This window comes from Massilia sp. PWRC2, assembly GCF_049896725.1.
In the GTDB taxonomy this organism is placed as follows: Bacteria; Pseudomonadota; Gammaproteobacteria; order Burkholderiales; family Burkholderiaceae_D; genus JAFCUW01.
In genome coordinates, this window is the sequence record NZ_JAFCUW010000009.1 from 138,428 (window position 1) to 162,000 (window position 23,573).

Below are 23,573 nucleotides of genomic sequence, written 5' to 3' on the forward strand. Positions count from 1 at the left end.
AGACTGTGCACTCGCTTCATTTGGCTTCTTCTTTCAATAAGGTGAGCAGGCGCGCCTGTCCCTTGGCGGCGTAGGTGCGGCAAGCGGCGCTGTCGATGAAGGCGGCGTGGCCCAGCGTGGTTTGTTTGTCCTTGCGGGTCCACAGGTCGCCAAGCTCGGGATGGGCGGCAATCAGGATGTCGCACGGCAGCGCAGCGATCAGCGCAATCGAACGCTCAAGATCGGCGCGCGCCTGCGGGTAACTGGCGCTGCCGCTGTAGCGAAACGGTTTGGCGGCAAAGGCGCTCAGGCTGTCGGCAAACACCATGCTGGCGCTGCGCGTGCCTTCGCGCGCCTGCCACGTCCAGCTGACCCCGCCTGGCGCGTGGCCAGGCGTGTAATGGGCCGTCACCTGCAGGCTGCCCAGCTTGACGACGTCGCCGTCAGCCAGCGCGCGCACGCGGGCGATCGGCGCCATGGCCGGCAAGTTGCTGTACTGGGGGTCGGCCTTGTCGGCCACCCCGCTGGTGAGCACGGCAGCGCCAGCCTTGCTGGTCAGGACGGTGGCGCCCGACAGCTTTTGTAATTCGGCAATGCCGCCCGCGTGATCGAAGTGCTGGTGCGAATTGAGGATGAACTTGATGTCCTCGACCTTGAAACCGAGCTGGCGGATGTGGGCGACGATCTGCACCGGCGACTGCGGCGTGCCACCATCGATGAGGATGTGGCCGTCGGGCGAGGTGATCAGGACGGAACTGAGGCCGCGCACGCCCACATAGTAGGTGTTGCCGTAGATGGCGAACGGTTCTTGCGGCGCGTTCCAGTCATCGGCCAGCGCCGGCAGGGCCGATACCGTTAGCGCGCACAGCAGCGCCAGGCGAGTCACTTGCATGGGAGTCTCCTTGTTAAACAGTAATTAGAGCGCATCGAGACGCGCCGGCAAGCCGTCCAGAAACGCCTGTTTGACCAGCGGACCGGCCGCCCTGCCCGGCCGTTTCTGGTCGAGCAGCAGGCGGGCAAACACCAGCGTGCGCGTGCCCTTGGTGGCCCAGCCGACGAACCAGCCATAAGAGCGGGCCGGGTCGGCCTGGCCATTGGCCAGCACCGGGCTGGCAGTGCCGGTCTTGCCGTACACCTGCCAGCCGTCCTGCGCGGGCAGTTGCAGCAACTGGGCGGTCAGATCGACTGCCTGGGCGCTGACCGGCAAATTGCGGTTGACCAGATGGCGCAGGAAAGCTGCCTGCTCGCTTGGCGAAATCTGCATCGATGAGCTGATCCACGACATCGTCAAGCCGTTGTTGCGACCGCGGTCGCCCGAGGCATCGCGGTTGCCGTAACTAAAACCGTCGAGATAACGGGCCAGCCGCGCCGCTCCCAGTTTGCCGGTGACCAGCTGCGCATACCAGACGGTGGAGTTCTTGATCCAGCTGGTGGGATCGGTGGCGCGCCGCCACTCGGGGTTCCAGCTGACATAACTGGGCCGATACGGTAGCAGCGGCGTATGGGCGTCGTGCAGCAGGCCGCTGTCAAAGCCCATCAGGCTCACCGGAATGTTGAAGGTCGAGGCGGGCGTGATGCGGGTGTCGCAGTCGCCATCGCGCTGCAGGGTGCGGCCGCTGGCGGCGTCGACGATCAGGGTGCAATCGAGGGCGCCGCTGGCAGTATTGTTGGCCGGTGCCGACAATGGCAGTAGCAGCGGCAAGGGCAGCGGCGCCGCGTGCCAGGCCAGCGCCGGTTGCAGGCTCAGGTTGCCGATGAACACCGCTGCCAGCGCCAGCAGCGCCAGCGAACGGCTGCGGCGGCCCTGGCCCGCCGTCAGCGGCGCGCGGATCAGACCGATGCGCGCAGCCAGGCTGGCGCCGCTGGAGACACTGGCGCCAGCGAAGGCCAGCATGGCGCCGTGGCAGCGCTGGGTTTTGAACTGGGCCAGCAAGGCGCCCGCATAATCCTTGCGCTCGGCTTGCGGACGGCCGTCCAGCACGTCGCGGTCGCAAGCCAGTTCCTGGGCCCACGACAACTGGGCGCGCAGCAGGCGCATGGCAGGATGAAACCACAGCAGCGTCTGCAGGGCCAGGGCGGCGGCGAGCCAATGCAGGTCGCGCCGGCGCCAGTGGGTCAGCTCGTGGCTGACGATCAGGCCCTGCTGGGTAGCGGGAAAATCGCGCAAGTGACGGGGCAGCAGCAGGCGCGGCTGAAACAGGCCGACCAGCATGGGAGAAATGGCGGCGTCGACTTCGAACACGGCCAGCGCTGCGCCAGCCTGGATGCCGGCATAACATTCGCGCGGCCCCAGGCGCACGCCGGCACGGGCCAGCAGGTCCAGCGTGCGCTGGTTGCGCCACTGGCGCGCCAGCGCCGTGCTGATCCCCACGCCATACACCAGCAGCCACAGCTGGGCAGCACGCAGCAGCCAGTCGATGGCAGGGGCCAGCGCCGTCGCTGGAACGGCGGCGGCCAGCGGCGCGGCGCCCACGCGCGCCACCGTGCTGGCGGCCACTTCATTGACGTCGATGGCCGGCACCGCGCGCAGCGGCGCCGTTTGCGGCACCAGCACCAGCACGAAGGTGGCGACGATGGCCAGTTGGCCCAGCAAACACACCGAGCGCTGCAGCGCCAGCGCCGGCAACCAGCGGCGGCACAGCGCCAGCACCGCCCACACGGCGCCGCCGGCCGCCAGGCTGGCGATGGTCGCCAGCGCGAAGCGCATGCAAAACAGGTCGAATGCGCTCATGACGCGGCGCCTTCATCCTCCGGCCAGTCGTGCAGCAGTTGCTCGAGCTGGGCCAGTTCGGCTTCATCGACCAGTTTGCTGCCGGTGAACATGGTGACCGGCAAAGGCGTGTCGATTTCCATCACGCGGCGGCCGAAATCATGGGCGAAGGCAGCCAGGGTGTCGACCTTTTCCAGTACCGCCTGGTAGACCTGCATGCCGTGCCGCACTTCCTGGCGTACCATGCCCTTCTCCAGCATGCGCTCGAGCGTCTTGCGGGTCGACGAATACGACCAGTCCAGCTCGTCGACGATGCGTTCGTGGATTTCGCGGGCAGACAGGGGCTGCTGGCGCCACAGGGCCTTGAGCAGACTGAGTTCAGAAATGGACGGGACGGCCATGGGACACTCCGGTGTGACGAGTAGCCTAATTATGCGACCGTTGTCGCATGACTGTCAATTACTGTCCGTGCACCTCGGTGCGGCGGCGCCACACTTGCCAGCGCTCCTTGCCCTTGAACACGGCAATCGAATCGCTGACGGCGGCATCGACGAGGCAATCGAAATGGGGCAAGAGCAAATCGTCCAGCTGCGCCTGGCTGATGCCGAACGGCGGCCCTTTCGGATTGCTGTCGAAAAAGAAGAAGCCGGCCAGCAGCGCGCCCGCTGGCAGCAATTGGGCGTAACGGGCCGCCACCTGCGGCCACATGGCGGGCGGCAGCGCGCACAGAAAGGCCCGCTCGTAGATCAGCTGCAAGGGCGTCGCTGGCGCATAGGTGAAAAAATCGGCCAGCAGCACGCGATCTCGCCACGGTCCCAGGTGGGCCTGTGCGTGGGCAACGGCGGCGGCAGAAAAATCGATGGCGGTGGCGTCCCAGCCCAGCTCGCACAAGGCGGCCAGTTCCCAGGCCGCGCCGCAGCCGGGAATCAGGGTCACCAGCGGTGCCGAGGCGGCGGCAAAGTCGCGCAAGTCGTGCGGCACGCCGCCGCGGTCCCAGGGCATAAAGCCGCGCGTAAAACGCTCGTCCCAGAAAGCGGCAGCGCGCGGATCGCGCACCGTCAACGGGGCCGGCGCTGCGCTCATTGCTTACAGAGCGCCGTGGTAGTGAATGAACAGCGTGATGGCGCCGAAGCCGGCTGCCAGCGCCACCGTGAAGGACACAAAAAAGCCCAGCAAGCGGTTGGTGCGGCGCTGTTCGAGCAGCAGCAGGCGCATCATCTCGGTGTCGGCGCCGCCCGGCTGCACGCCTTCCAGCGCCCGGTGTACCAGCCGCGGCAGTTGCGGAAAGATTTGCGCGTAGCGCGGCGCTTCCGCCTTCAGGCGCTCGACCAGGCCGCGCCAGCCAACCTGTTCGCCCATCCATTTTTCCAGGTAGGGCTTGGCGGTTTTCCACAGGTCGAGGTTGGGGTCGAGCTGGCGCCCCAGTCCCTCGATATTCAATAAGGTCTTTTGCAGCAGCACCAGTTGCGGCTGCACTTCGACATTGAAGCGGCGCGAGGTCTGGAACAGGCGCAGCAGGATCTGCCCAAACGAAATATCTTTCAGTGGACGATCAAAAATCGGTTCGCAGCAGGCGCGCACGGCCGATTCGAGTTCATCGACGCGGGTGCTCTTTGGCGCCCAGCCCGACTCGATGTGGGCTTCGGCCACGCGCTTGTAATCGCGCTGGAAAAAGGCCAGAAAGTTTTGCGACAAATAATCCTTGTCGAAGTCGTTGAGGGTGCCCATGACGCCGAAATCGAGGGCGATGTAGCGACCAAACGTTTCCGGCGCCACCGAGACCAGGATGTTACCGGGGTGCATATCGGCATGAAAAAAACCGTCGCGAAACACCTGGGTAAAGAAAATCTCCACGCCGTCGCTCGACAGTTTCGACAGGTCGACGCCGGCCGCCGACAGCCGCTCGATTTGCGAGACGGGGATGCCGTACATGCGTTCCATGACGATGACGCTGCTGGAACAATAGTCCCAGTACATTTCCGGCACCATCAGCAAATTCGAATTGGCAAAGTTGCGGCGCAGCTGGCTGGCATTCGCCGCTTCGCGCATCAGGTCGAGTTCGTCATGGAGGTATTTGTCGAATTCGCCCACCACTTCGCGCGGCTTCAGGCGCTTGCTTTCGGTCCACAGGCGTTCCACCCATTCGGCCGCCAGGTGCATCAGGGCGACGTCTTCATCGATCGATTTTTTCATGCCCGGACGCAGCACCTTGACGGCCACCTGCTTGCCGTTTTTCAGCACAGCGAAGTGGACCTGGGCGATCGAGGCCGAGGCCACCGGGTCGCGCTCGAAGCTGGCAAACAATTGATCGGGATGGGCGCCCAGCGACTTGGTGATTTGCGCGATGGCCAGGTCGGAGTCGAACGGCGGCACCCGGTCTTGCAGGGCGGCCAGTTCGGCGGTGATATCGGGCGGCATCAGGTCGGCGCGCGTCGACAGCACCTGGCCGAACTTGACGAAGATCGGCCCCAGCTCTTCGAGCGCCATGCGCAGGCGCACGCCACGGGGGGCGGAAATATCGCGCCAAAACACCACGGTCTTGATCAGCTTGGCGGTGCGCGGCACCTTGAAGCCGGAGATGGCAATCTCGTCCAGGCCATATTTGGTCGCCACCCGCAGAATTTTCAGCAGGCGCAGGAATTTCAATATCATCAGCGGTCCAGGGAGGGCGGCAGCACGGCAGCGGCCGTGGTGTTGTTCAATTGGTGCTCAAGCCGGGCGAGGCGCTTGGCGGCCCGCTCGACGTCGTCGCGCAGGCGCACGATGTCGGCCCCCATCTGCTCGAGCATGGCCGGACGCACCAGCACGCTTTGTTCTTCCGTCAAAAACTCGGCCAGGTTTTCACCGAACTTGCGCTGGCCACTGGCCGCTGCCGCTGCCAGCGCGCGGGCGCTGCCGGCAAGGCGGGTGGCAAGGACGGGACCGGCAAAGCGTTGCAGATCGGCCTCGGGTTCCCAGCGCAGCTGTTTGCTCAGCTGGGAAATGGTGTTGGCAAACTCGGCATCGCCCTCGATCTTGACGTACGAGAAGGCGCGATCACGCTGTTGCGCGATCAGGGGCAGATCTGCCAGTTGCATGCGGATGGTCACGGCGGCCGGCAGCGCCGCCGTGCCGGCGGCCAGCATGCCGTCTGCCGTCACTTGCAGGCGCACGGCAATACTGCCCGCATCGATCAGCGCCAGCTTGCCCGCATGCAGGCGCAGGGCATCGCGGGCCCACGGCTCTTGCGCGAGCAGGTGATTGATGGCCGCCACGGCCGGCGTGGCAAGGCTCAGATCGGGCAACAGGGAAGCAGCGGGCATGGGTCTCAGGATACTCTCAGGATTATCTCAGGATATAAACAAAAAAAACCGCCCGGGCGACGGGCGGTTTCGATCTTACCAGTTTGCCGGCGAGAATCCCTGTGCGTTAGGGCACGCTGGCACAATCAGGCGTTTCACGACAATTGCTGAATCCCGGCCAGCACCCAGCCACCATTGCCGGTAGTTGGCTTGGACATATTCCATACTTCGGCAAACGGCTCGGCAGCTGCGGTCGGTGCCGACTTGATCATGCCGGTGAACTTGACGCTGGCGAGGTACTCGTTGCCGATCGTTTCGATGCCGAGCAGTTCGCCATCGATGGTGACGACATCGGTAAAGTCGGCGCTGGCGCCGCGTTCCTGGATTTGCATCTTCAGTTCGGCATACACTTCCGGCGTGGTAAATTCGCGCAGGTCGTTGGTGTCAGCCTTGTCCCAGGCCGCTTGCATGCGGATGAAGGACGACTTGGCGTGGCGCAGGAAGCCCGCGCTGTCGAAGTCGGCAGGCACGCCGAAGGTGGCTGCCGGGGCGGCGCTGGCGGCGGCTGGCGACTCGAAAGCGGCAGGCTGCGGCGCGTAGCCTTGATTGACATTGTTGTTCAAGCCGGAACCGATTTCAGGCGTGGCACTGCCTGCCGGGGCTGGCGAATTAAACGCACTGAAACCGCCGCCGTTCGCCGTTGCCGGCGCCGACTTGCGACGGAACATGTTGTAGATGAAGAAGGCGGCAGCGGCCAGCAGGGCGATCATCAGGATCGAGCTGATGGCCGAGGCCATGGCGCCGCCGAGACCGAAGTGCGACAGCATGGCGCCCAGGCCCAGGCCCAGCAGTGCGCCGCCCAGGATGCCCTTCCAGCGCGACGCCGGTTTTGGCACGGCGGCCGGGGCCACCGGCGCCGGGGCGGGCGCGGCTTGCTGGCGTTGCACTGGCGCCGCCGGGGCGGCCTGCTGACGGCTCACCGACTGCGACTGCCGGCCGATCGAACGACCGCCACCGAGTGGCCGGGCGGCCGCTTCAGCGACCATCGACAACAGGGTCACAGCGATCATCGTGCTGGCGAAAAATTTTTTCATTGTTGTCATCCTAAAGTTTGATTCCAGTGTGGAGAGCGGCCACACCTGCCGTCAGATTGTAATAATCGACCCGTTCCAGTCCGGCCGTTTCCATCATCGTTTTCAGGGTTTCCTGATCGGGATGCATGCGGATCGATTCGGCCAGGTAGCGGTAACTGTCGGCGTCGCCGGCAATTTTTTGGCCCAACCATGGCAGCACGGAAAACGAATACAGGTCATACGGTTTTTGCAGGGGTGCGGCGACCTTGGAAAACTCCAGCACCAGCAGCTTGCCGCCCGGTTTCAACACGCGGCGCATTTCCGCCAGCGCCAGGTCCTTGTGAGTCATGTTGCGCAAGCCAAAAGCGACACTGACCCGGTCAAAATAATTGTCGGGAAACGGCAGCTTTTCCGCATCACACAGCAAGGTGGGGGTCATCATGCCTTTGTTCAAGAGGCGGTCGCGACCCACGCGCAACATCGACTCGTTGATGTCGGTGAGCCACACCTCGCCCGTCGGCCCGGCCTGCTTGGCAAAGGCCTTGGCCAGATCACCCGTGCCACCGGCAATGTCGAGCACCTTGAAGCCGGGACGCACACCCGCCTTGGCGATGGTGAAAATCTTCCAGGCGCGGTGCAGGCCGGCCGACATCAAGTCGTTCATGACGTCGTACTTGGCGGCGACAGAGTGAAACACTTTGGCGACTTCGTGGACTTTATCGTCCTCGGAGACGGTTTTGTAGCCGAAATGGGTGGTGTTGGTCATGGGTGGGGCTGCCGGTTGATGGTGGCTGCATTATATACAAGGCAGCGGCAGGCACGCTTGCGGCGCGGTGCCCGTCCGCAATCTGCGCGAAAGCGTGGGACACCCTGTTTAACCGCAGCTTTTTGCCTTGGTCGGCGCGCCGGGGATGGCGGCGCCGGGAGCGCGGCCGCTGTCGCCGGGAAAACCGGCTTCTTCCAGCTGGCGCAGGTACTCGCTCCACATGGCGCCCTGCTCGGCGCCCAGTTTGTACAGGTAGGCAAAGGTGTACAGGCCACTGTCATGGCCATCGGAAAAGGTGGGCTTGACCGCGTAGTTGCCGACCGGCTCGAGGTCGGTGATGCCGACGTCGCGTTTGCCCAGTTGCAGCACTTCCTGGCCGGCGCCATGGCCTTTGACTTCGGCCGAGGGTGAGTACACCCGCAGGTATTCAAACGGCATGGTGAACGCGGCGCCGTCGTCGAAGGCGATGTCGAGCAGCCGCGACTGCTGGTGGACGGTCAGATCGGTAGGGACAGGGTTACTCATCATTGAATCACTTTATGCAGTGAGGCGGCGCACAAGCTCCGCGCTCAGTTGGGGCAGCAAGGCGCGCCGGGCGGCTAGCACCGACGGCGCGCTCGCGCGCACGGCGGCGGCCCACACGGGCGCCGGGAAATGGGCATCGTCGAGGTAACGGGGAATGATGTGCCAGTGCAGGTGCGGCACCATGTTACCAAGGCTTGCCAGGTTGATTTTATGGGGAGACATGACCGCGCGCACGGCCAGCTCGACGCGGTTGACCACATCGTTGAGCGCCAGCCGCTCGGATTCAGACAAGTCGCTCATCTCTTGCACATGGTCGTGCCAGATCACCCGTACGAACCCGGGATAGGCGGCATCGTCGACCAGGATCACCGCCAGCCGATCGCTGCGCCAGAGCGGCGTGACAGCCAGCTGGCACAGCTCGCAAGGGGGGGGCGCACTCATACCAGCACCCGCTCGATGCCGCCATTGTTGGCGCGCGCGACGTAATCGGGCATCCAGTTCTCGCCCAGCAGGTGGCGGGCGATTTCCACCACGATGTAGTCGGCGGTGGCACCCGCATCGTGGTTGTAGCGCGTCAGACCCTGCAGGCAGGATGGGCAGCTGGTAAGGATTTTCACTTCGCCGTCAAAGCCATCGGCGCGCAACTTGGCGGCGCCCTTTTCCATTTCATCCTGCTTGCGGTAGCGCACCTGGGTGGCGATATCGGGCCGCGAAATGCCGAAGGTGCCCGACTCGCCGCAGCAGCGGTCATTCTTTTCAATCTTGATGTCGTCAAAGGTCGACACCAGCGCATTGACGGTCTTGACCGAATCCTGCAGCTTCATCGGGTTGTGGCAAGGCTCGTGGTACATGTAGCGGGTGCCACTGACGCCCTCGAGCCGCACGCCTTTTTCCAGCAGATATTCGTGGATGTCCATGATGCGGCAACCGGGGAAAATTTTATCGAACTCATAGGTCGCCAGCTGGTCATAACAGGTACCGCACGAGACCAGCACGGTCTTGATGTCCAGATAATTGAGCGTATTGGCCATCCGATGAAACAGCACACGATTGTCCGTCATCATCTTGTCGGCCTTGTCGAACTGGCCGGCGCCCCGTTGCGGGTAGCCGCAGCACAGGTAGCCCGGTGGCAGCACCGTTTGCACGCCCACTTCCCACAGCATCGCCTGCGTCGCCAGGCCCACCTGGGAAAACAGGCGCTCGGAGCCGCAGCCGGGGAAATAAAACACCGCTTCCGTGTCGGCATTGGTCAGCTTCGGATTGCGGATGATGGGGATGATTTTATCGTCTTCAATATCGAGCAGCGCGCGCGCGGTTTTCTTCGGCAAGTTGCCCGGCATTTTCTTGTTAATAAAGTGAATCACCTGCTCGCGCACGGGCGCTTTGCCCGTGGTCGGCGGTGGCGCCTTGACCTGTTTGGCGGCAAACTTGCGGAAAATCGCATTGCCCATGCGCTGGACCTTGAACCCAATCCCCGTCATCGCCAGCCGCGCCGCGTTGATGGTGGTGGGGTCGGTGGCGTTCAAGAAGAACATGGCCGCCGCATTGGCTGGCTTGAAGCTCTTCTTGTCCATCTTGCGCAAAAGATTGCGCATGTTCATCGACACATCACCGAAGTCAATGTTGACAGGGCAAGGCGTGACGCACTTGTGGCAGACGGTGCAGTGATCGGCGACGTCTTCGAATTCTTCCCAGTGGCGGATCGAGACGCCGCGCCGGGTCTGCTCTTCATACAGAAACGCTTCGACCAGCAGCGACGTGGCCAGGATCTTGTCACGCGGCGAATACAGCAAATTGGCGCGCGGCACGTGGGTGGTGCAAACCGGTTTGCACTTGCCGCAGCGCAGGCAATCCTTGACGCTGTTGGCAATCGCGCCGATGTCGCTTTGCTGCATGATCAGCGATTCGTGGCCCATCAGGCCGAACGATGGCGTGTAGGCATTGGTGAGATCGGCCTTAAACCCATCGAGGTTGAGCAGCTTGCCCTTGTTGAAGCGCCCTTCCGGATCGATGCGCAGCTTGTAATCGCGAAAGCCGCTGATCTCGTCTTCGGTCAGAAATTCCAGCTTGGTGATGCCGATGCCGTGCTCGCCAGAAATGACGCCATCGAGCGAACGCGCCAGCGCCATGATCCGTTCGACCGCCTGGTGGGCATCTTGCAGCATGGCGTAATCGTCCGAATTGACGGGCAGATTGGTGTGCACATTGCCGTCGCCGGCGTGCATGTGCAGGGCGACGAACACGCGCGAGCGCAGCACGCGGGCATGCACGGCGGTCAATTCATCGAGGATCAGCTTGAAAGCGGCACCGTTAAAAATCTGCCGCAAGGGCGCGCGGATTTCCTGCTTCCACGACACGCGCACGGTGCGGTCCTGGACGACGTCGAACACGGTGGCGTTTGGCTGCCCATACAGGCGCTGTTCGAAGGCGACGGCCAGCTCTTGCAGGCCGAGCTCGGCCATGCGGTAGCGGCCTTCCTGCAAATCGGTGTCAAGATTGTCGAGCAGCCACAGCCAGCGCGCCTGCGCTGCTGCCAGCACCAGATCGGCCTGCTGCACGCGGTCGCCCAGCATTTCTTCGATGCCGATCGCTTCGCCGTTGGCATCGTCGCTTTTGCCCACCGGCAGGTTGCCGCCGCCGATCAAGGCGCGCAACTGCTCGACCAGTTTGAGCTTGTTGCGGATCGACAGTTCGATGTTGATGCGCTCGATGCCATCCGTGTACTCGCCCATGCGGCCGAGCGGAATAACAACGTCTTCGTTGATCTTAAAAGCGTTGGTGTGCTTGGCGATGGCGGCGGTGCGGGCGCGGTCGAGCCAGAATTTCTTGCGCGCTTCGGCACTGACGGCAACAAAACCTTCACCGACCCGGGTATTGGCCAGCCGCACCACTTCGGAGGCGGCAATGGCAACGGCGTTTTCATCGTCACCGACGATGTCGCCGAACAGCGCCATTTTCGGCAGCACGGCGCGTTTCGACTTGGTGGCGTAGCCGACCGCGCGCAGATAGCGCTCGTCGAGGTGCTCGAGGCCCGCCAGGCGCACGCTGGCAAACTGGGCACCGCCCGTCTTCGGCAAGTTGTCGAGGTAATCCTTGATTTCCACGATCGATGGAATGGCATCGCGCGCCTGGCCAAAAAACTCCAGGCACACGGTGCGCGCATGCGCCGGCATCTTGTGCAAAATCCAGCGCGCCGACGTGATCAAGCCATCGCAACCTTCTTTTTGCACGCCGGGCAGACCGGACAGAAATTTGTCGGTGACGTCCTTGCCCAGGCCCTCTTTGCGGAACTTGCTGCCGGGGATAACCAGGGTTTCCGTCTTAAAGGGCGCGCTTTTCGCTTCGCCTTTGGCGTTCGGGTGGGTCCACTCGAGCAGGAAGGTGGCAGATGGGGCGTCGTGAATTTTCGACAGATTGTGATCGAGGCGGGTGACGTCGAGCCAGTCGCCATTGGGATCGACCATTTTCCACGATGCCAGATTGTCCAGCGCCGTGCCCCACAGTACGGCTTTCTTGCCACCCGCATTCATCGCGATATTGCCGCCAATGCAGGACGCTTCGGCCGAAGTGGGGTCGACGGCGAACACGAAGCCGGCGCGGTCGGCAGCGTCGGAGACGCGCTTGGTGACCACGCCAGCGCCCGAATAAATGGTGGCGTAATCGCGCTCGAGGCCGGGCAGGCGCGTCATTTCCACGGCACCGAGGTCGATCAGTTTTTCCGTGTTGATGACGGCTGACATGGGCGTCAGGGGAATGGCGCCGCCCGTGTAACCGGTGCCGCCGCCGCGCGGGATGATGGTCAGCCCCAGTTCGATGCAACCGGTAACGAGACCGGCCATTTCATCCTCGCTGTCGGGGGTGAGTACCAGAAAGGGGTATTCGACGCGCCAGTCGGTGGCGTCGGTGACGTGGGAAACGCGCTTGATGCCATCGAAGCAGATGTTGTGCTTGGCGGTATAGCGCCCCAGCACCTTGAGGGCGCGCTTGCGCAAGTCATAGGTGGCGCGGAACTCGGCACCAAAATCATCGACTGCCTTGCGGGCGGCGGCCAGCAGACGCTCGACGGCGGCACTGCGGGCAGCGCTGACGGCAGCGTCGCTGTCCGTGTCGCTACCGGTGGCCAGGCGGCGCTTGTCGACTTCGGCGAGGCGGTGGTGCAAGGCCTCGATCAGTTCGGCGCGCCGCTTGGGGTTGTCCAGCATGTCGTCTTGCAGATAGGGATTGCGGCGCACCACCCAAATGTCGCCCAGCACTTCGTAGAGCATGCGCGCCGAGCGCCCCGTCTGGCGCGAACCGCGCAATTCGTTGAGCAGTTGCCAGGCGTCTTCACCGAGCAGGCGAATGACAATTTCGCGGTCGGAAAACGAGGTGTAGTTATAGGGGATTTCGCGCAAGCGCGTGGGCGCCGGGCCGAGCGGCATGTCGGACAGGAGGGCCTGGATCTGGACTGGGGCGTTCATGGAGTGAGGGCATAGGGGCTGAACTGCGGATAACCATTCTAGCGTATTGCGCTGCACCACGTTGGACGGGGGGCCGAAGCAATGGCGATGGAAGCAAGCCTGTACAACCTAAAATTTGGTCAAACCAAAAAAGACCGAAGCAATGCGCAGCAATCTACCCTCAAGAGAGCAGATCACCGAGCTTTTTCCAGGCCCCGTCCGGCACATACAGCAGCAGGTACGTGATGCTGAGATAGCGCACGAATTTGCCGATCGCCATGTAGGCGACGCTGGGCCAGAATGGCATGTGCAACCAGCCCGCCATGGTGCACAGGGGATCGCCTATGCCGGGCAGCCACGACAGCAGCATGGTTTTCGGTCCATAGTGTTCCAGCCAGCCAAACCAGCGCGTGCGGCGCTCTTTGGCAAAAGCCAGCTTGGCCCGGTAACCGAGCAAATAATCAAAGGCGCCACCCAGGGTGTTGCCCAGCGTTCCCACCAGGATGGCGGACCAGAACAGCGCTGGATTGGCCTTGATGACGGCGAACACGGCCGGCTCCGACCCCAGCGGCAGCAAAGTTGCGGAAACAAAACTAATTAAAAAGATCGACCACAAGCCCACTGCGGGCGCGGCAACCAGTTTTAACAGCCACAGGACGGCGGACTCGATCATCAGGGAAGACCCGGGTCGGCGACACAGGCATGGCGGGGAGGCGTCTATTATAATAAGGAAAACTGCTTGTAACGACACGATATGCAGCGTCCGCTATCCAGGACGCGGGTCGCACTGCCAGACCGGTCATCCGCCGTGCTGGTCAGTTCTGGTCAGCTTCGTTTGAATGTCCACTGACTGCCTAGACTGCCTGCCATCCTGATGACCATCGATTACCTGAAGAAAATCCTCACCTCGCGCGTCTATGACGTCGCCCAGGAAACGCCGCTTGAACTGGCGCCATCGCTGTCGCAGCGTTTCGACAACCGCATCTATTTCAAGCGCGAAGACATGCAAAGCGTGTTCAGCTTTAAATTGCGGGGCGCCTATAACAAGATGGCGCAGCTGTCTGCGGCCCAGCTCAAGCGGGGCGTGATTTGCGCCTCGGCCGGCAACCATGCGCAGGGGGTGGCGCTGTCGGCCGCCCGGCTGGGCTGCCGCGCCCTGATCGTCATGCCCACCACCACCCCGCCCCTGAAAATTGACGCCGTGCGCGAGCGGGGCGGCGCCAACGTCGAAATCGTGCTGCACGGCGATTCCTACACGGACGCTTACAACCACGCATTGACGCTCGAGCGGGAGCAGAGTCTGACCTTTGTCCACCCGTTCGACGATGCCGACGTGATTGCCGGCCAGGGCACCATCGGCATGGAAATCCTGCGCCAGCACTCGGGGCCGATTCACGCCATCTTTGTCGCCATCGGCGGCGGCGGCTTGATTTCGGGCATCGGCGCCTACGTCAAGGCGGTGCGCCCCGACATTAAAATCATCGGCGTGCAAACGCTGGATTCCGATGCCATGGCGAAAAGTTTAAAGGCGGGCCACCGCGTCACCCTGCCCGACGTCGGCCTGTTTTCCGACGGCACCGCCGTGCGCCTGGTGGGCGAAGAAACCTTCAGAGTGGCGCAACAGGTGGTCGACGACATCATCATCGTCGATACCGATGCCATTTGCGCCGCCATCAAGGACGTGTTTCAAGACACCCGCAGCATCCTCGAGCCGGCCGGCGCGCTGGCGGTGGCCGGCGCCAAGGCCTACGTCGAACGGGCGGCCATGTCGAAACAGCCAATCGCCGGCCAAACCCTGGTGGCAATTGCCTGCGGCGCCAACATGAATTTCGACCGCCTGCGCTTCGTCGCCGAACGGGCCGAGCTCGGTGAAGCGCGCGAAGCGGTATTTGCCGTCACCATGCCGGAAGAACGTGGCAGTTTTCGGCGTTTTTGCCAGCTGGTGGGCCCGCGCAATGTCACCGAGTTCAATTACCGGGTCAGCGACCAGGCCCAGGCCCACGTGTTTGTCGGCATCCAGATTGGCAACCGCAGCGAATCGGGCTTGCTTGCCCGTCATTTTGAGCAGCACGATTTCAAGACGCTCGACCTGACCCACGACGAACTGGCAAAATTGCATATCCGCCATTTGGTGGGAGGCAAGAGTGCGCTGGCCCACGACGAGTTGTTGTACCGTTTTGAATTTCCCGAGCGCCCGGGCGCGCTGATGCGCTTCCTGGAAAGCATGGCACCGAACTGGAATATTTCGTTATTTCACTATCGCAACCAGGGCGGCGATGTCGGCCGCATCCTGGTCGGCTTGCAAGTGCCGGGTGAAGAAATGGGGGCCTTCCGCCTGTTCCTTGCCAGCCTCGGCTACCGCCACTGGGACGAGTCGGCCAACCCCGTCTACAAACTATTTTTATAATGCACTGATTGATCATGATGCCCGATACCGCCGCCAACACGCCGACCGATTCGCCACTGGGCAAAATTGCCGCTTATCGCAGCGATTACGCCCCCGAGTTGTTGTTCCCGATCGCCCGCCAGGGCAAGCGCGATGAATTGCAGCTGACCGGCACGCTGCCGTTTTTTGGTGTCGATATCTGGAACGCTTACGAGGTGTCGTGGCTGAACATGCGTGGCAAGCCGCAGGTGGCGATTGCTACCATCACGGCGCCGGCCGACAGCCCAAATATCGTCGAATCGAAATCCTTCAAACTGTATTTGAATTCGTTCAACCAGACTCGGCTGGCCAACGAAGCAGCCTTGCTGGCCCTGCTGCGCGAAGACTTGTCGGCTGGCTTCGGCGCCCCCGTGCAAGTGCGCCTGTGCCTGCCCGAGCAGTTCGGTCAGCTCAACATGGGCGAACTGGACGGCCTGCTGCTCGATCGTCTCGACCTCGAGATCGACAGTTATGCGCCCGCTCCCGAGCAGCTAACTGCCAACTTTGATGGCGCACCGGTCGAAGAAAAGCTGATCTCTCACCTGCTCAAATCGAATTGCCTGGTGACGGGACAGCCCGACTGGGCCAGCGTGCAAATCCATTACGTGGGACCGCAAATCAACCAGGAAAGTCTGCTGCGTTACCTGATTGGTTTCCGTGAACACAATGAATTTCACGAGCAATGTGTCGAGCGGATTTTTGTCGATATCTTGCGCACCTGCAAGCCGCAAAAACTGGCCGTCTATGCGCGCTATACGCGCCGCGGCGGCCTTGATATCAACCCGTGGCGCGCCAACTTTACGAGTGCCCCTCCCTTGAATTTACGTAACGCACGGCAATAAACTGGACGGTTTGATGTTGCACAAGGGCGCTCAAGCGTCCCCTTGACCACCTTCCCGGGGGGGCATACGGTGGGACTTCGACAGCGACCGTTGTTCCAGTGCTTGCACACCAATAAATGCGGTGTCACTGCCTGCAAACAAGCCTATAATTCCGAGTCGCAAGTCAATGTGCGGATTGCACCACTTTTAGTGTTATGACCAATCTTAGTAAAATTTTATCGCTCGAAAACGTCCAGCTCGATCTCGAGGTGTCCAGCAAAAAGCGGGCATTTGAGCAAGCCGGGCTGATTTTCGAGAATAACTGCGGCATCGCCCGCTCGACCGTCTCTGACAATCTGTTCGCCCGCGAACGGCTTGGCTCCACTGGCCTCGGCCATGGCGTCGCCGTGCCGCACGGCCGCATCAAGGGCAGCAAGAGTTTAAAATCGCCGCTGGCCGCCTTCGTCCGCCTGGCTGAGCCGATTCCGTTCGAATCGCCCGACGGCCAGCCGGTCAGTCTGCTGTTCTTTTTGCTCATTCCCGACCACGTCACCCAGCAGCATCTGGAAATCCTTTCCGAGATCGCCGAAATGTTTTCCGACGACGCCATCCGCACCGTGCTGTCGACCGAGACCGACCCGCGCGCGGTCCATTCGCGCATTATCAATTGGCAACCGAGCCTGCAGGCCTTGGGTTAAACTTCTTCGTGCCGGGCGCCTTCCAGCCCTCCACTTACTGAAGACCACTCGATGCTGCAATCTCCGCTGACGATCCAACGGCTGTACGACGACAATCGCGAAAGCTTGCAACTGGGCTGGTTCGCCGGCTTCCCCGGCGGCGAACGGCTGATCTCGGGCGACGTCGCCTCCGCCGCCGACCAGGTCGGCCACCTCAATTTGATCCACCCGGGTCGCATCCAGGTGTTCGGACACCAGGAACTGACCTATTACCACCGCCTCAAATCGAATTCGCGCAGCCACGTGATTGGCGAACTGATCGCCGGCGGCCCCCCCGCCCTGATCATCGCCCAGGGGCTCGACACCCCGCCCGACATCCTCGCCATTTGCGACGAACAAAATATCCCCCTGTTTTCCACCCCGCTGCCGGCCGCCCAGGTCATCGATTACCTGCGCGTCTACCTGTCGAAAAAGCTGGCGCAACGGATCATCATGCATGGCGTTTTCATGGATGTGCTGGGGGTCGGCGTGCTGATCACCGGCGACTCCGGGCTGGGCAAGAGCGAGCTGGGGCTCGAGCTCATTTCCCGCAGCCACGGCCTGGTGGCCGATGATGCCGTCGAATTTTCGCGCATCGCGCCAAATATGATCGAGGGGCGCTGCCCGCCCCTGCTGCAAAACCTGCTCGAAGTGCGCGGCCTTGGCCTGCTCGACATCAAGGCGATTTTTGGCGAAACCGCCGTGCGCCGCAAGATGCGCCTGAAATTGATCGTCCACCTGGTGCGCCGCAGCGCCCTCGAAGAAGAAGCCGAGCGCCTGCCCTTCCTGTTCCCCACCGAAGATGTGCTGGGCTTACCGATCCGCAAAGTGGTGATTCCCGTGGCGGCTGGCCGCAACATCGCGGTGCTGCTGGAGGCGGCGGTGCGCAATACGATCCTGCAACTGCGCGGTATCGATACCTTGCAGGAATTCATGGAACGGCAGCGCCAGGCGATGAGCGGCGACTAGTGGAGAGCTTGCCGCTACGTCTGCCACCGGGCGCCGACTTGCGCCGCGCACTCGAGCAGGCCCTCAGCGACCGGCAACTGGGCGGCGCCTTTGTTGTCTCCGGCATGGGCAGCTTGCAGGGCGCGCGCCTGCGCTTTGCCGGCGCTGCCGATGCCAGCGTGCTGACGGGCGACTTTGAAATTATTTCGATGGCCGGCGCCATCACGGCCGACGGTGCCCATCTGCACATGGCGGTGGCCGACAGCGCTGGCCAGGTGCTGGGCGGGCACGTGGTGTACGGCAATATCGTGCGTACCACCGCCGAAATTTTGCTGGCAGTAACGACCGGCTGGCAACTGGCGCGTGCCTACGATACTGCCAGCGGCTACCCTGAACTGGTGGTGCGGCCCGACCGCAAATAAGGCCGCGCCGTTCGCCCTGGCGCCGGATGCGGTATCATCGCGCCATGCAAATCGTCCTCATTTCTGGTATTTCCGGCTCCGGCAAATCGGTGGCCCTCAACGTTCTCGAGGACGCCGGCTACTATTGTGTGGATAATCTGCCGCCGGCCCTGCTGGGGCCACTGGTCGACACCCTGATCGCCGAGGGCGTGCCCAGCCTGGCGGTGGCGGTCGATGCCCGCAGCTCGGAGTCGCTGGTCGAATTGCCCGTCAATGTGGCCGAACTGAAGGCGCAGGGGCATGACGTCAAGGTCATGTTCCTGACCTCGAATACCCATTCGCTGGTGGCGCGGTTTTCCGAAACGCGCCGCAGCCACCCGCTGTCGCACCAGCTGCGCCCGGACGAAAACCCGGCGTCGCGCCGCACCCTGATCGAATGCATCACCGAAGAGCGCGAACGGCTGTCTGCCATCGAGCAACTGGGCCTGGTCATCGATACCTCGGACCTGTCCGCCAATAAATTGCGTGCCTGGATCAAGGAACTGGTGGCGCTCGAACGCGCGCCGCTGACGCTGTTTTTCGAGTCCTTTGCCTTCAAGCTCGGCGTGCCGCTCGATGCCGATTTCGTCTTCGATGTGCGGGCCCTGCCCAATCCCTACTACGACATCAGGCTGCGCCCGCTGACCGGCATGGATGCGCCCGTCATCGCCTTCCTCGACGCCCAGCCGGCGGCCGGCGAACTGCTCGAAGATATCCGCGCGTTCATTGAAAAATGGCTGCCCTCATTTAAAACCGACAACCGCAGCTACCTGACGGTGGCGCTCGGTTGCACAGGTGGTCAGCACCGCTCGGTGTATATGGCCGAGCGGCTGGCGGCGTATTTCGCGCCCACCGAACGGGTGGTGCTGCGCCACCGCGAACAATCGTAGCTTTATTCTTTCCCGAGGTCGCGCAGCGGATGCGCGCGCGCCGGCCACGGTGACGCGAAAAACCGTTCGACCATCGCTGCCGTCACACCTTCGAGCGTGGCCGGGTTCCACACCGGCGCATTGTCCTTGTCGATCACCAGCGCGCGTATGCCTTCGAGCACTTCGCCATGTTCAAAATTGCGCCGCACCAGGATGCGTTCCATGCGCAGGCAATCGGCGAGATCGAGGCTGGCGCCGCGCGTCAACAGTTGCAGGGTCACTTTTAACAGCAGCGGCGAGCGCTTGTGCATGGCGGCCAGCGCTTTTTGCATCAGTACGCTGTCGTCGGTGGCCAGCGAAGCAATGATGGCTTCAATGGTGGAATGACTAAAATGGCGGTCGATGGCGGCGCGCGCCTCGGCCAGCGGCGCCAGAGCAGCGTCGGCGGCGGCCCGGTGCGGCGCGGCAAACGCCGCCACCGCAGCGCGCAGCTGGGTGCCTGGGGTGGTCTCGATCAGTTCAAGCAGCGCCGCCATCTGTGCCTGCGGCACGAAGGTGTCGGCCAGGCCGCAATAGAGGGCGTCGGCGGCGCGCACGGTCAAGCCCGTCAGTGCCAGGTAATACCCCAGCCGGCCCGGTGCATGGCTGAGAAAATAACTGCCGCCCACATCGGGAAACAGGCCAATGTTCACTTCCGGCATGGCCAGTTTGCTGCCATCGGTGACCACCCGCAAGCCGCGCTGGCGGTGCGCTTCCGACACGCCCAGACCGCCCCCCATCACCACCCCATCCATCAGGGCAATATAGGTTTTCGGATAAAAGTGAATCAGGTGGTTGAGGCGGTATTCTTCGGTGAAAAAATCTTCCAGCGAGGCGCTGCCACCGGTGGTCGGCAGCGTGCCGACGTCGTAAAAATAGCGGATGTCGCCGCCCGCGCACAGGGCCTTGTCGGTGCTGCTGCGCAGTACCACGGCGTCGATGGCATCGTCATCCTGCCACGCCAGCAGCACGTCGGTGAGCGCGCGGATCATTTCCAGCGACAGCGAATTGAGGGTGCGCGGACGGTCGAGCGTGATGATGGCGGTGCGGTTGGCGATGCGGGTCTTGACGAAGTCGGTCATGGCGGCAGAGAGAGGGGAAAACACCTATTCTAGCAGCGACGCCGGCACGCCCGACGTGACAAGGGCGCCCGCGGGCGCCCTCATCCATATTAGGGGACCTGGTGACTCAGGCAGCAGCGGCCGGCAGTTCTTCTTCGGACAGGTGCTTGATGGCCTGGTGATCGTGGTCCTGGACCTGGGTTTTGTATTTCATGACCTGGCGATCGAGCTTGTCGATCAAGCCGTCGATGGCGGCATACAGGTCGTGCGACAGGGCGTTAACGTTGATGGTCTTGCCCGGAAGTCGGAGGTTGATTTCGGCTTTTTGCCGTTTTTCTTTTTCAGTCAGATTGTCGACGGTGAGGATGACGGCAATGTCGATCACTTGATCAAAATGGCGCCGGACGCGTTCCAGTTTGCTCTGTACGTATTCACGGATGGCTGGGGTCACTTCAAGATGATGTCCGCTGATTGTGAGATTCATACACACTCCTTTGATGATGTCGCTTCCTGTTCATGCAAACCGCATAAAGCGGGACGCAGAGGAACACTGAAAAAACGATCTACAGATTCTTGCGAAGAGCGACGGGCGGGATTTTCAGCGCTTCACGGTATTTGGCCACCGTGCGGCGCGCTATGACCATACCTTGTTCCCCCAGCATGTCTGCGATCTTGCTGTCTGAAAGTGGATTCTTCGGGTCTTCCGCTCCTGTCAATTGCACGATGAGTGCCCGGATCGCTGTCGACGATGCTTCGCCGCCGGCGTCGGTCGCCACGTGGCTGCCAAAGAAATATTTCAACTCAAACATTCCATGCGGGGTCAGCATGTATTTTTGAGTGGTTACCCGGGAGATAGTGCTCTCGTGTAGGCCCAGTGTATCAGCAATTTCACGCAGCACAAGGGGACGCATGGCGACCGCGCCGTGCGAAAAAAAGTTACGTTGCCGCTCCACAATTGCTTCGGCGACCCGCAAGATGGTGTCGAAACGCTGCCGCATATTTTTGATTAGCCACTTTGCTTCCTGCAACTGGGCGCCCATCTGGCCCTCGCCCTTGCCCTGCTTGAGCAGGCTGGCGTACATATTGTTGACCCGCAGGCGCGGCATGACGTCATTGTTCAGGCTGACGGTCCAGCCGCCGCGCGCCTTGCGCACGATGACGTCGGGCACCACGTAATCGGAGGTGCCGGCGCCGAAACCGGCGCCCGGATGGGGGTTGCACTGGCGGATCACCACTTGCGCCTCGCGCAAATCTTCGTCATCGCAAGCGAGCGCTTTTTTGAGCTTGTTAAATTCGCGCTGGGCGAACCAGGTCAAGTGCTTGCAGACGATCTCGAGCGCCATGCGGCGCGTCACCATGGCGATTGCCGGCATGCGGCGAATCTGCAGCGCCAGGCACTCGCCGGCATTCCTCGCGCCCACCCCGGCGGGATCAAAACTTTGCAGCAGCGAGAGCGCGGTTTTCAGTTCGTCCGCATCGATCTCCAGCTCGGCCGGCATGCGCTCCAGTATCTCTTCGAGCGACTCGGTCAGATAGCCATTGTCGTCGAGGGCATCGATCATCAGTTCGACCAGCGCGCGGTCGCGCAGTTCCAGCATCGCCAGGCGCATCTGTTCGGACAGGTGCTCGCGCAGGGTGGTGGCGGTCGCTTCGATCTGCGGGCGCGATTCCTCGTCGTCGGGCGACTTGTTGCGCGACGCTTCGCTCCAGTCTTCGCTGTCGGCGCTGGTGTCCTGGGTGCTCTCGCCACCCATGTCGACCGCTTCGCCACTGTCGGCGTCGGCCGCCGGTGCATCGGCGTTGGGCGGTGCATCCTGGTTGCCCACTTCAGGTGCTTCGGCATTGCCGCTGGCGCCGACGGCGCCGTCGGCGAGCAGGCGCACCGAGTGGTCGAGCGGATCGTCGAGGCGCTCGAGCAGGGGATTGTCGGACAACAGATGCTCGAGTTCCTGGTGCAGCTCGAGGGTCGACAGTTGCAGCAGGCGGATCGACTGCTGCAGCTGCGGCGTGAGCGCCAGGTGTTGCGAGGTACGTAGTTGAAGTGACTGTTTCATGGCTCGCTTTTGACGGATGCTTACATGCGGAAGTGTTCGCCCAGGTACACGCGCCGCACCGACTCGTCGGCGATGATGTCGTCAGGGCTGCCCGAAGCGAGCACGGCGCCCTGGTTGATGATGTAAGCACGGTCGCAGATACCCAGCGTCTCGCGCACATTGTGGTCGGTAATGAGGACGCCAATACCGCGCTCTTTCAAAAAGCGCACGATGCGCTGGATCTCGATGACGGCGATCGGATCGACCCCGGCGAATGGTTCATCGAGCAGCACGAAGCGCGGGTTGGTGGCCAGCGCCCGGGCGATTTCCACCCGCCGGCGCTCACCGCCCGACAGCGACAAAGCCTGGTTGTCGCGCAGCTTGTCGATCTGCAGATCTGCCAGCAGGCTGTCGAGCCGCTCGGTGATCTGCGCTTTGGTCAAGGCCTTGCCGTCGACTTTTTGCAGCTCGAGCACGGCGCGGATATTCTCTTCCACCGTCAGCTTGCGAAACACCGACGCTTCCTGCGGCAGATACGACAGGCCGAGGGCAGCGCGGCGGTGGATCGGCAGGCGCGAGATGTCGACGCCGCTGATGTCGATGGTGCCGGCGTCCGACGGCACCAGCCCGACGATCATGTAGAACGAGGTGGTTTTACCGGCGCCATTCGGCCCCAGCAAACCGACCACTTCGCCGCACTCGACCTGCAGCGAGACGTCGCGCACCACCAGCCGCTTGCCATAGCTTTTTTGCAGGCCGCGCACGATCAGCGTGCTGCCACACGATTTCGCTTCGATCATGGCTTTTTCGCCGCTGCGGGAACGCCTGGCGCTGGTGCTGATGCAGGTGCTGGTGCCGGCGCTGCGCCTGGCGCCGGCGGCAGCTTCGGCTCGATCACCATCCGTACGCGGCCACCATCGGCCTTGGTGGTGCCGCTGACATCGTTCTCGACCGCATAGACTTCCTTGCGGCTGTCGTAGGACAGATAAGGCCCCTGCACTTCCTGGGTCTTGCGCTTGTTTTCGACGGTGGTGATCTTCGCCTTTGAAAACAGTTTGACGATTTCCAGCTTGTTGTCGTATTCGATGCGCTCGGCCTCGCCCTCATCCCAGATATCGCCGCCGTCGCGCTTCTGGCGGAAGGTGGCCAGGCTGCCCGGATCGGCATAAAAGGTGGCGTAGACGTAGCCTTCCGGGTCGCTCTTGATGATGGCGCGACCGGCCTTCATCAACAGGGTGCCGCGCTGCAGTTCGACATTGCCCACCAGGGTGCGCGTCTGCGTCACATCGTTGATGGTGATGGAGGCGGCATCGACGATGGTCTGCTTGGACGAGTCGGCGCGTTCGGCACGGGCGGCACCGCCGACGGTGACGGTGACGGCAACAGCGACGGCAACGTCGACAAACAGGGCCCGGCTAAAAAAACGAAATGGCATGGTCGGTTCTCGA

Annotated in this window: 23 protein-coding genes; 6 read left to right on the plus strand and 17 right to left on the minus strand. The window is 62.5% G+C overall.

The genetic code is table 11. The annotated features are described in order from the left end of the window. Positions 1 to 16: 16 nt before the first annotated feature. The 12 genes from bla to ACP7BZ_RS17765 form a co-directional block, all read right to left on the minus strand. The gene (bla, locus tag ACP7BZ_RS17710; RefSeq protein ID WP_426115556.1) at positions 17 to 871 is read right to left on the minus strand and encodes a subclass B3 metallo-beta-lactamase; all 855 of its coding nucleotides are present in this window, start codon (positions 869 to 871) and stop codon (positions 17 to 19) included. Between the two features lie 24 nt (positions 872 to 895). Next, entirely contained in the window at positions 896 to 2,710 is a 1,815-nt protein-coding gene (gene blaOXA / locus ACP7BZ_RS17715) for a class D beta-lactamase (protein WP_426115558.1), read from the minus strand. Continuing rightward, complete coding sequence (locus tag ACP7BZ_RS17720) at positions 2,707 to 3,090, minus strand: BlaI/MecI/CopY family transcriptional regulator (protein ID WP_426115560.1); 384 nt, start codon at positions 3,088 to 3,090, stop codon at positions 2,707 to 2,709. The genes blaOXA and ACP7BZ_RS17720 overlap by 4 nt, the downstream gene beginning before the upstream one ends. A 58-nt stretch (positions 3,091 to 3,148) precedes the next feature. Beyond that, the gene (locus tag ACP7BZ_RS17725) at positions 3,149 to 3,772 is read right to left on the minus strand and encodes an SAM-dependent methyltransferase (protein ID WP_426115562.1); all 624 of its coding nucleotides are present in this window, start codon (positions 3,770 to 3,772) and stop codon (positions 3,149 to 3,151) included. Positions 3,773 to 3,775: 3 nt separating this feature from the next. Further along, positions 3,776 to 5,341: a ubiquinone biosynthesis regulatory protein kinase UbiB gene (gene ubiB, locus ACP7BZ_RS17730; RefSeq protein ID WP_426115564.1), complete on the minus strand. Its 1,566-nt coding sequence runs from the start codon at positions 5,339 to 5,341 to the stop codon at positions 3,776 to 3,778. Further along, positions 5,341 to 5,991: a ubiquinone biosynthesis accessory factor UbiJ gene (locus ACP7BZ_RS17735; protein WP_426115566.1), complete on the minus strand. Its 651-nt coding sequence runs from the start codon at positions 5,989 to 5,991 to the stop codon at positions 5,341 to 5,343. The genes ubiB and ACP7BZ_RS17735 overlap by 1 nt, the downstream gene beginning before the upstream one ends. A gap of 134 nt (positions 5,992 to 6,125) precedes the next feature. Beyond that, the gene (locus ACP7BZ_RS17740; protein ID WP_426115568.1) at positions 6,126 to 7,064 is read right to left on the minus strand and encodes a Tim44 domain-containing protein; all 939 of its coding nucleotides are present in this window, start codon (positions 7,062 to 7,064) and stop codon (positions 6,126 to 6,128) included. A gap of 10 nt (positions 7,065 to 7,074) precedes the next feature. After that, a complete protein-coding gene (gene ubiE / locus ACP7BZ_RS17745) occupies positions 7,075 to 7,809 on the minus strand; it encodes a bifunctional demethylmenaquinone methyltransferase/2-methoxy-6-polyprenyl-1,4-benzoquinol methylase UbiE (RefSeq protein WP_426115570.1) in 735 nt (244 codons plus the stop codon). A 108-nt stretch (positions 7,810 to 7,917) separates the two neighbouring features. Next, a complete protein-coding gene (locus ACP7BZ_RS17750) occupies positions 7,918 to 8,337 on the minus strand; it encodes a gamma-butyrobetaine hydroxylase-like domain-containing protein (RefSeq protein WP_426115572.1) in 420 nt (139 codons plus the stop codon). 9 nt (positions 8,338 to 8,346) lie between these two features. Further along, entirely contained in the window at positions 8,347 to 8,775 is a 429-nt protein-coding gene (locus ACP7BZ_RS17755) for an HIT family protein (protein WP_426115574.1), read from the minus strand. Continuing rightward, positions 8,772 to 12,794: a DUF3683 domain-containing protein gene (locus ACP7BZ_RS17760; protein WP_426115576.1), complete on the minus strand. Its 4,023-nt coding sequence runs from the start codon at positions 12,792 to 12,794 to the stop codon at positions 8,772 to 8,774. Before ACP7BZ_RS17760 ends, ACP7BZ_RS17755 begins: the two co-directional genes overlap by 4 nt. 160 nt (positions 12,795 to 12,954) lie before the next feature. Continuing rightward, positions 12,955 to 13,446, minus strand: coding sequence for a YqaA family protein (locus ACP7BZ_RS17765; RefSeq protein ID WP_426115578.1), 492 nt, complete (start codon positions 13,444 to 13,446; stop codon positions 12,955 to 12,957). Positions 13,447 to 13,647: 201 nt separating this feature from the next. Between ACP7BZ_RS17765 and ilvA the strand changes: the two genes are divergently transcribed. The 6 genes from ilvA to rapZ all read left to right on the plus strand — a co-directional run bounded on the left by ilvA (position 13,648) and on the right by rapZ (position 19,013). Further along, positions 13,648 to 15,180, plus strand: coding sequence for a threonine ammonia-lyase, biosynthetic (gene ilvA / locus ACP7BZ_RS17770; protein WP_426115580.1), 1,533 nt, complete (start codon positions 13,648 to 13,650; stop codon positions 15,178 to 15,180). Between the two features lie 14 nt (positions 15,181 to 15,194). Continuing rightward, the gene (gene queF / locus ACP7BZ_RS17775) at positions 15,195 to 16,040 is read left to right on the plus strand and encodes an NADPH-dependent 7-cyano-7-deazaguanine reductase QueF (protein ID WP_426115582.1); all 846 of its coding nucleotides are present in this window, start codon (positions 15,195 to 15,197) and stop codon (positions 16,038 to 16,040) included. Positions 16,041 to 16,234: 194 nt separating this feature from the next. Beyond that, the gene (locus tag ACP7BZ_RS17780; RefSeq protein ID WP_426115584.1) at positions 16,235 to 16,717 is read left to right on the plus strand and encodes a PTS sugar transporter subunit IIA; all 483 of its coding nucleotides are present in this window, start codon (positions 16,235 to 16,237) and stop codon (positions 16,715 to 16,717) included. A gap of 51 nt (positions 16,718 to 16,768) precedes the next feature. After that, positions 16,769 to 17,704 (plus strand): HPr(Ser) kinase/phosphatase, encoded by a 936-nt coding sequence (gene hprK, locus ACP7BZ_RS17785; RefSeq protein ID WP_426115586.1) that lies wholly within the window; start codon positions 16,769 to 16,771, stop codon positions 17,702 to 17,704. Then, entirely contained in the window at positions 17,704 to 18,105 is a 402-nt protein-coding gene (locus tag ACP7BZ_RS17790) for a PPC domain-containing DNA-binding protein (protein WP_426115588.1), read from the plus strand. The genes hprK and ACP7BZ_RS17790 overlap by 1 nt, the downstream gene beginning before the upstream one ends. A 44-nt stretch (positions 18,106 to 18,149) precedes the next feature. Next, complete coding sequence (rapZ, locus tag ACP7BZ_RS17795) at positions 18,150 to 19,013, plus strand: RNase adapter RapZ (protein ID WP_426115590.1); 864 nt, start codon at positions 18,150 to 18,152, stop codon at positions 19,011 to 19,013. 2 nt (positions 19,014 to 19,015) lie between these two features. On the opposite strand, the gene ACP7BZ_RS17800 is transcribed toward rapZ, so the two are convergent. The 5 genes from ACP7BZ_RS17800 to lptA all read right to left on the minus strand — a co-directional run bounded on the left by ACP7BZ_RS17800 (position 19,016) and on the right by lptA (position 23,560). Next, positions 19,016 to 20,113 carry an enoyl-CoA hydratase/isomerase family protein gene (locus tag ACP7BZ_RS17800; protein WP_426115592.1) on the minus strand — a complete coding sequence of 366 codons (1,098 nt, stop codon included), beginning with the start codon at positions 20,111 to 20,113 and terminating at the stop codon, positions 19,016 to 19,018. Between the two features lie 106 nt (positions 20,114 to 20,219). Next, positions 20,220 to 20,576 carry a ribosome hibernation-promoting factor, HPF/YfiA family gene (gene hpf / locus ACP7BZ_RS17805; protein ID WP_426115594.1) on the minus strand — a complete coding sequence of 119 codons (357 nt, stop codon included), beginning with the start codon at positions 20,574 to 20,576 and terminating at the stop codon, positions 20,220 to 20,222. Positions 20,577 to 20,655: 79 nt separating this feature from the next. Continuing rightward, positions 20,656 to 22,146: an RNA polymerase factor sigma-54 gene (locus tag ACP7BZ_RS17810; RefSeq protein WP_426115596.1), complete on the minus strand. Its 1,491-nt coding sequence runs from the start codon at positions 22,144 to 22,146 to the stop codon at positions 20,656 to 20,658. A 20-nt stretch (positions 22,147 to 22,166) separates the two neighbouring features. Further along, positions 22,167 to 22,925 (minus strand): LPS export ABC transporter ATP-binding protein, encoded by a 759-nt coding sequence (gene lptB / locus ACP7BZ_RS17815; RefSeq protein ID WP_426115598.1) that lies wholly within the window; start codon positions 22,923 to 22,925, stop codon positions 22,167 to 22,169. Then, positions 22,922 to 23,560: a lipopolysaccharide transport periplasmic protein LptA gene (gene lptA / locus ACP7BZ_RS17820; protein ID WP_426115600.1), complete on the minus strand. Its 639-nt coding sequence runs from the start codon at positions 23,558 to 23,560 to the stop codon at positions 22,922 to 22,924. Before lptA ends, lptB begins: the two co-directional genes overlap by 4 nt. Positions 23,561 to 23,573 lie beyond the last annotated feature (13 nt).

Excerpts from the sequence above, each read along its gene's own strand:
- bla (WP_426115556.1), bottom strand. The coding sequence starts at position 871 with ATGCAAGTGACTCGCCTGGCGCTGCTGTGCGCGCTAACGGTATCGGCC.
- blaOXA (WP_426115558.1), bottom strand. The coding sequence starts at position 2,710 with ATGAGCGCATTCGACCTGTTTTGCATGCGCTTCGCGCTGGCGACCATC.
- ACP7BZ_RS17720 (WP_426115560.1), bottom strand. The coding sequence starts at position 3,090 with ATGGCCGTCCCGTCCATTTCTGAACTCAGTCTGCTCAAGGCCCTGTGG.
- ACP7BZ_RS17725 (WP_426115562.1), bottom strand. The coding sequence starts at position 3,772 with ATGAGCGCAGCGCCGGCCCCGTTGACGGTGCGCGATCCGCGCGCTGCC.
- ubiB (WP_426115564.1), bottom strand. The coding sequence starts at position 5,341 with ATGATATTGAAATTCCTGCGCCTGCTGAAAATTCTGCGGGTGGCGACC.
- ACP7BZ_RS17735 (WP_426115566.1), bottom strand. The coding sequence starts at position 5,991 with ATGCCCGCTGCTTCCCTGTTGCCCGATCTGAGCCTTGCCACGCCGGCC.
- ACP7BZ_RS17740 (WP_426115568.1), bottom strand. The coding sequence starts at position 7,064 with ATGAAAAAATTTTTCGCCAGCACGATGATCGCTGTGACCCTGTTGTCG.
- ubiE (WP_426115570.1), bottom strand. The coding sequence starts at position 7,809 with ATGACCAACACCACCCATTTCGGCTACAAAACCGTCTCCGAGGACGAT.
- ACP7BZ_RS17750 (WP_426115572.1), bottom strand. The coding sequence starts at position 8,337 with ATGATGAGTAACCCTGTCCCTACCGATCTGACCGTCCACCAGCAGTCG.
- ACP7BZ_RS17755 (WP_426115574.1), bottom strand. The coding sequence starts at position 8,775 with ATGAGTGCGCCCCCCCCTTGCGAGCTGTGCCAGCTGGCTGTCACGCCG.
- ACP7BZ_RS17760 (WP_426115576.1), bottom strand. The coding sequence starts at position 12,794 with ATGAACGCCCCAGTCCAGATCCAGGCCCTCCTGTCCGACATGCCGCTC.
- ACP7BZ_RS17765 (WP_426115578.1), bottom strand. The coding sequence starts at position 13,446 with ATGATCGAGTCCGCCGTCCTGTGGCTGTTAAAACTGGTTGCCGCGCCC.
- ilvA (WP_426115580.1), top strand. The coding sequence starts at position 13,648 with ATGACCATCGATTACCTGAAGAAAATCCTCACCTCGCGCGTCTATGAC.
- queF (WP_426115582.1), top strand. The coding sequence starts at position 15,195 with ATGATGCCCGATACCGCCGCCAACACGCCGACCGATTCGCCACTGGGC.
- ACP7BZ_RS17780 (WP_426115584.1), top strand. The coding sequence starts at position 16,235 with ATGACCAATCTTAGTAAAATTTTATCGCTCGAAAACGTCCAGCTCGAT.
- hprK (WP_426115586.1), top strand. The coding sequence starts at position 16,769 with ATGCTGCAATCTCCGCTGACGATCCAACGGCTGTACGACGACAATCGC.
- rapZ (WP_426115590.1), top strand. The coding sequence starts at position 18,150 with ATGCAAATCGTCCTCATTTCTGGTATTTCCGGCTCCGGCAAATCGGTG.
- ACP7BZ_RS17800 (WP_426115592.1), bottom strand. The coding sequence starts at position 20,113 with ATGACCGACTTCGTCAAGACCCGCATCGCCAACCGCACCGCCATCATC.
- hpf (WP_426115594.1), bottom strand. The coding sequence starts at position 20,576 with ATGAATCTCACAATCAGCGGACATCATCTTGAAGTGACCCCAGCCATC.
- ACP7BZ_RS17810 (WP_426115596.1), bottom strand. The coding sequence starts at position 22,146 with ATGAAACAGTCACTTCAACTACGTACCTCGCAACACCTGGCGCTCACG.
- lptB (WP_426115598.1), bottom strand. The coding sequence starts at position 22,925 with ATGATCGAAGCGAAATCGTGTGGCAGCACGCTGATCGTGCGCGGCCTG.
- lptA (WP_426115600.1), bottom strand. The coding sequence starts at position 23,560 with ATGCCATTTCGTTTTTTTAGCCGGGCCCTGTTTGTCGACGTTGCCGTC.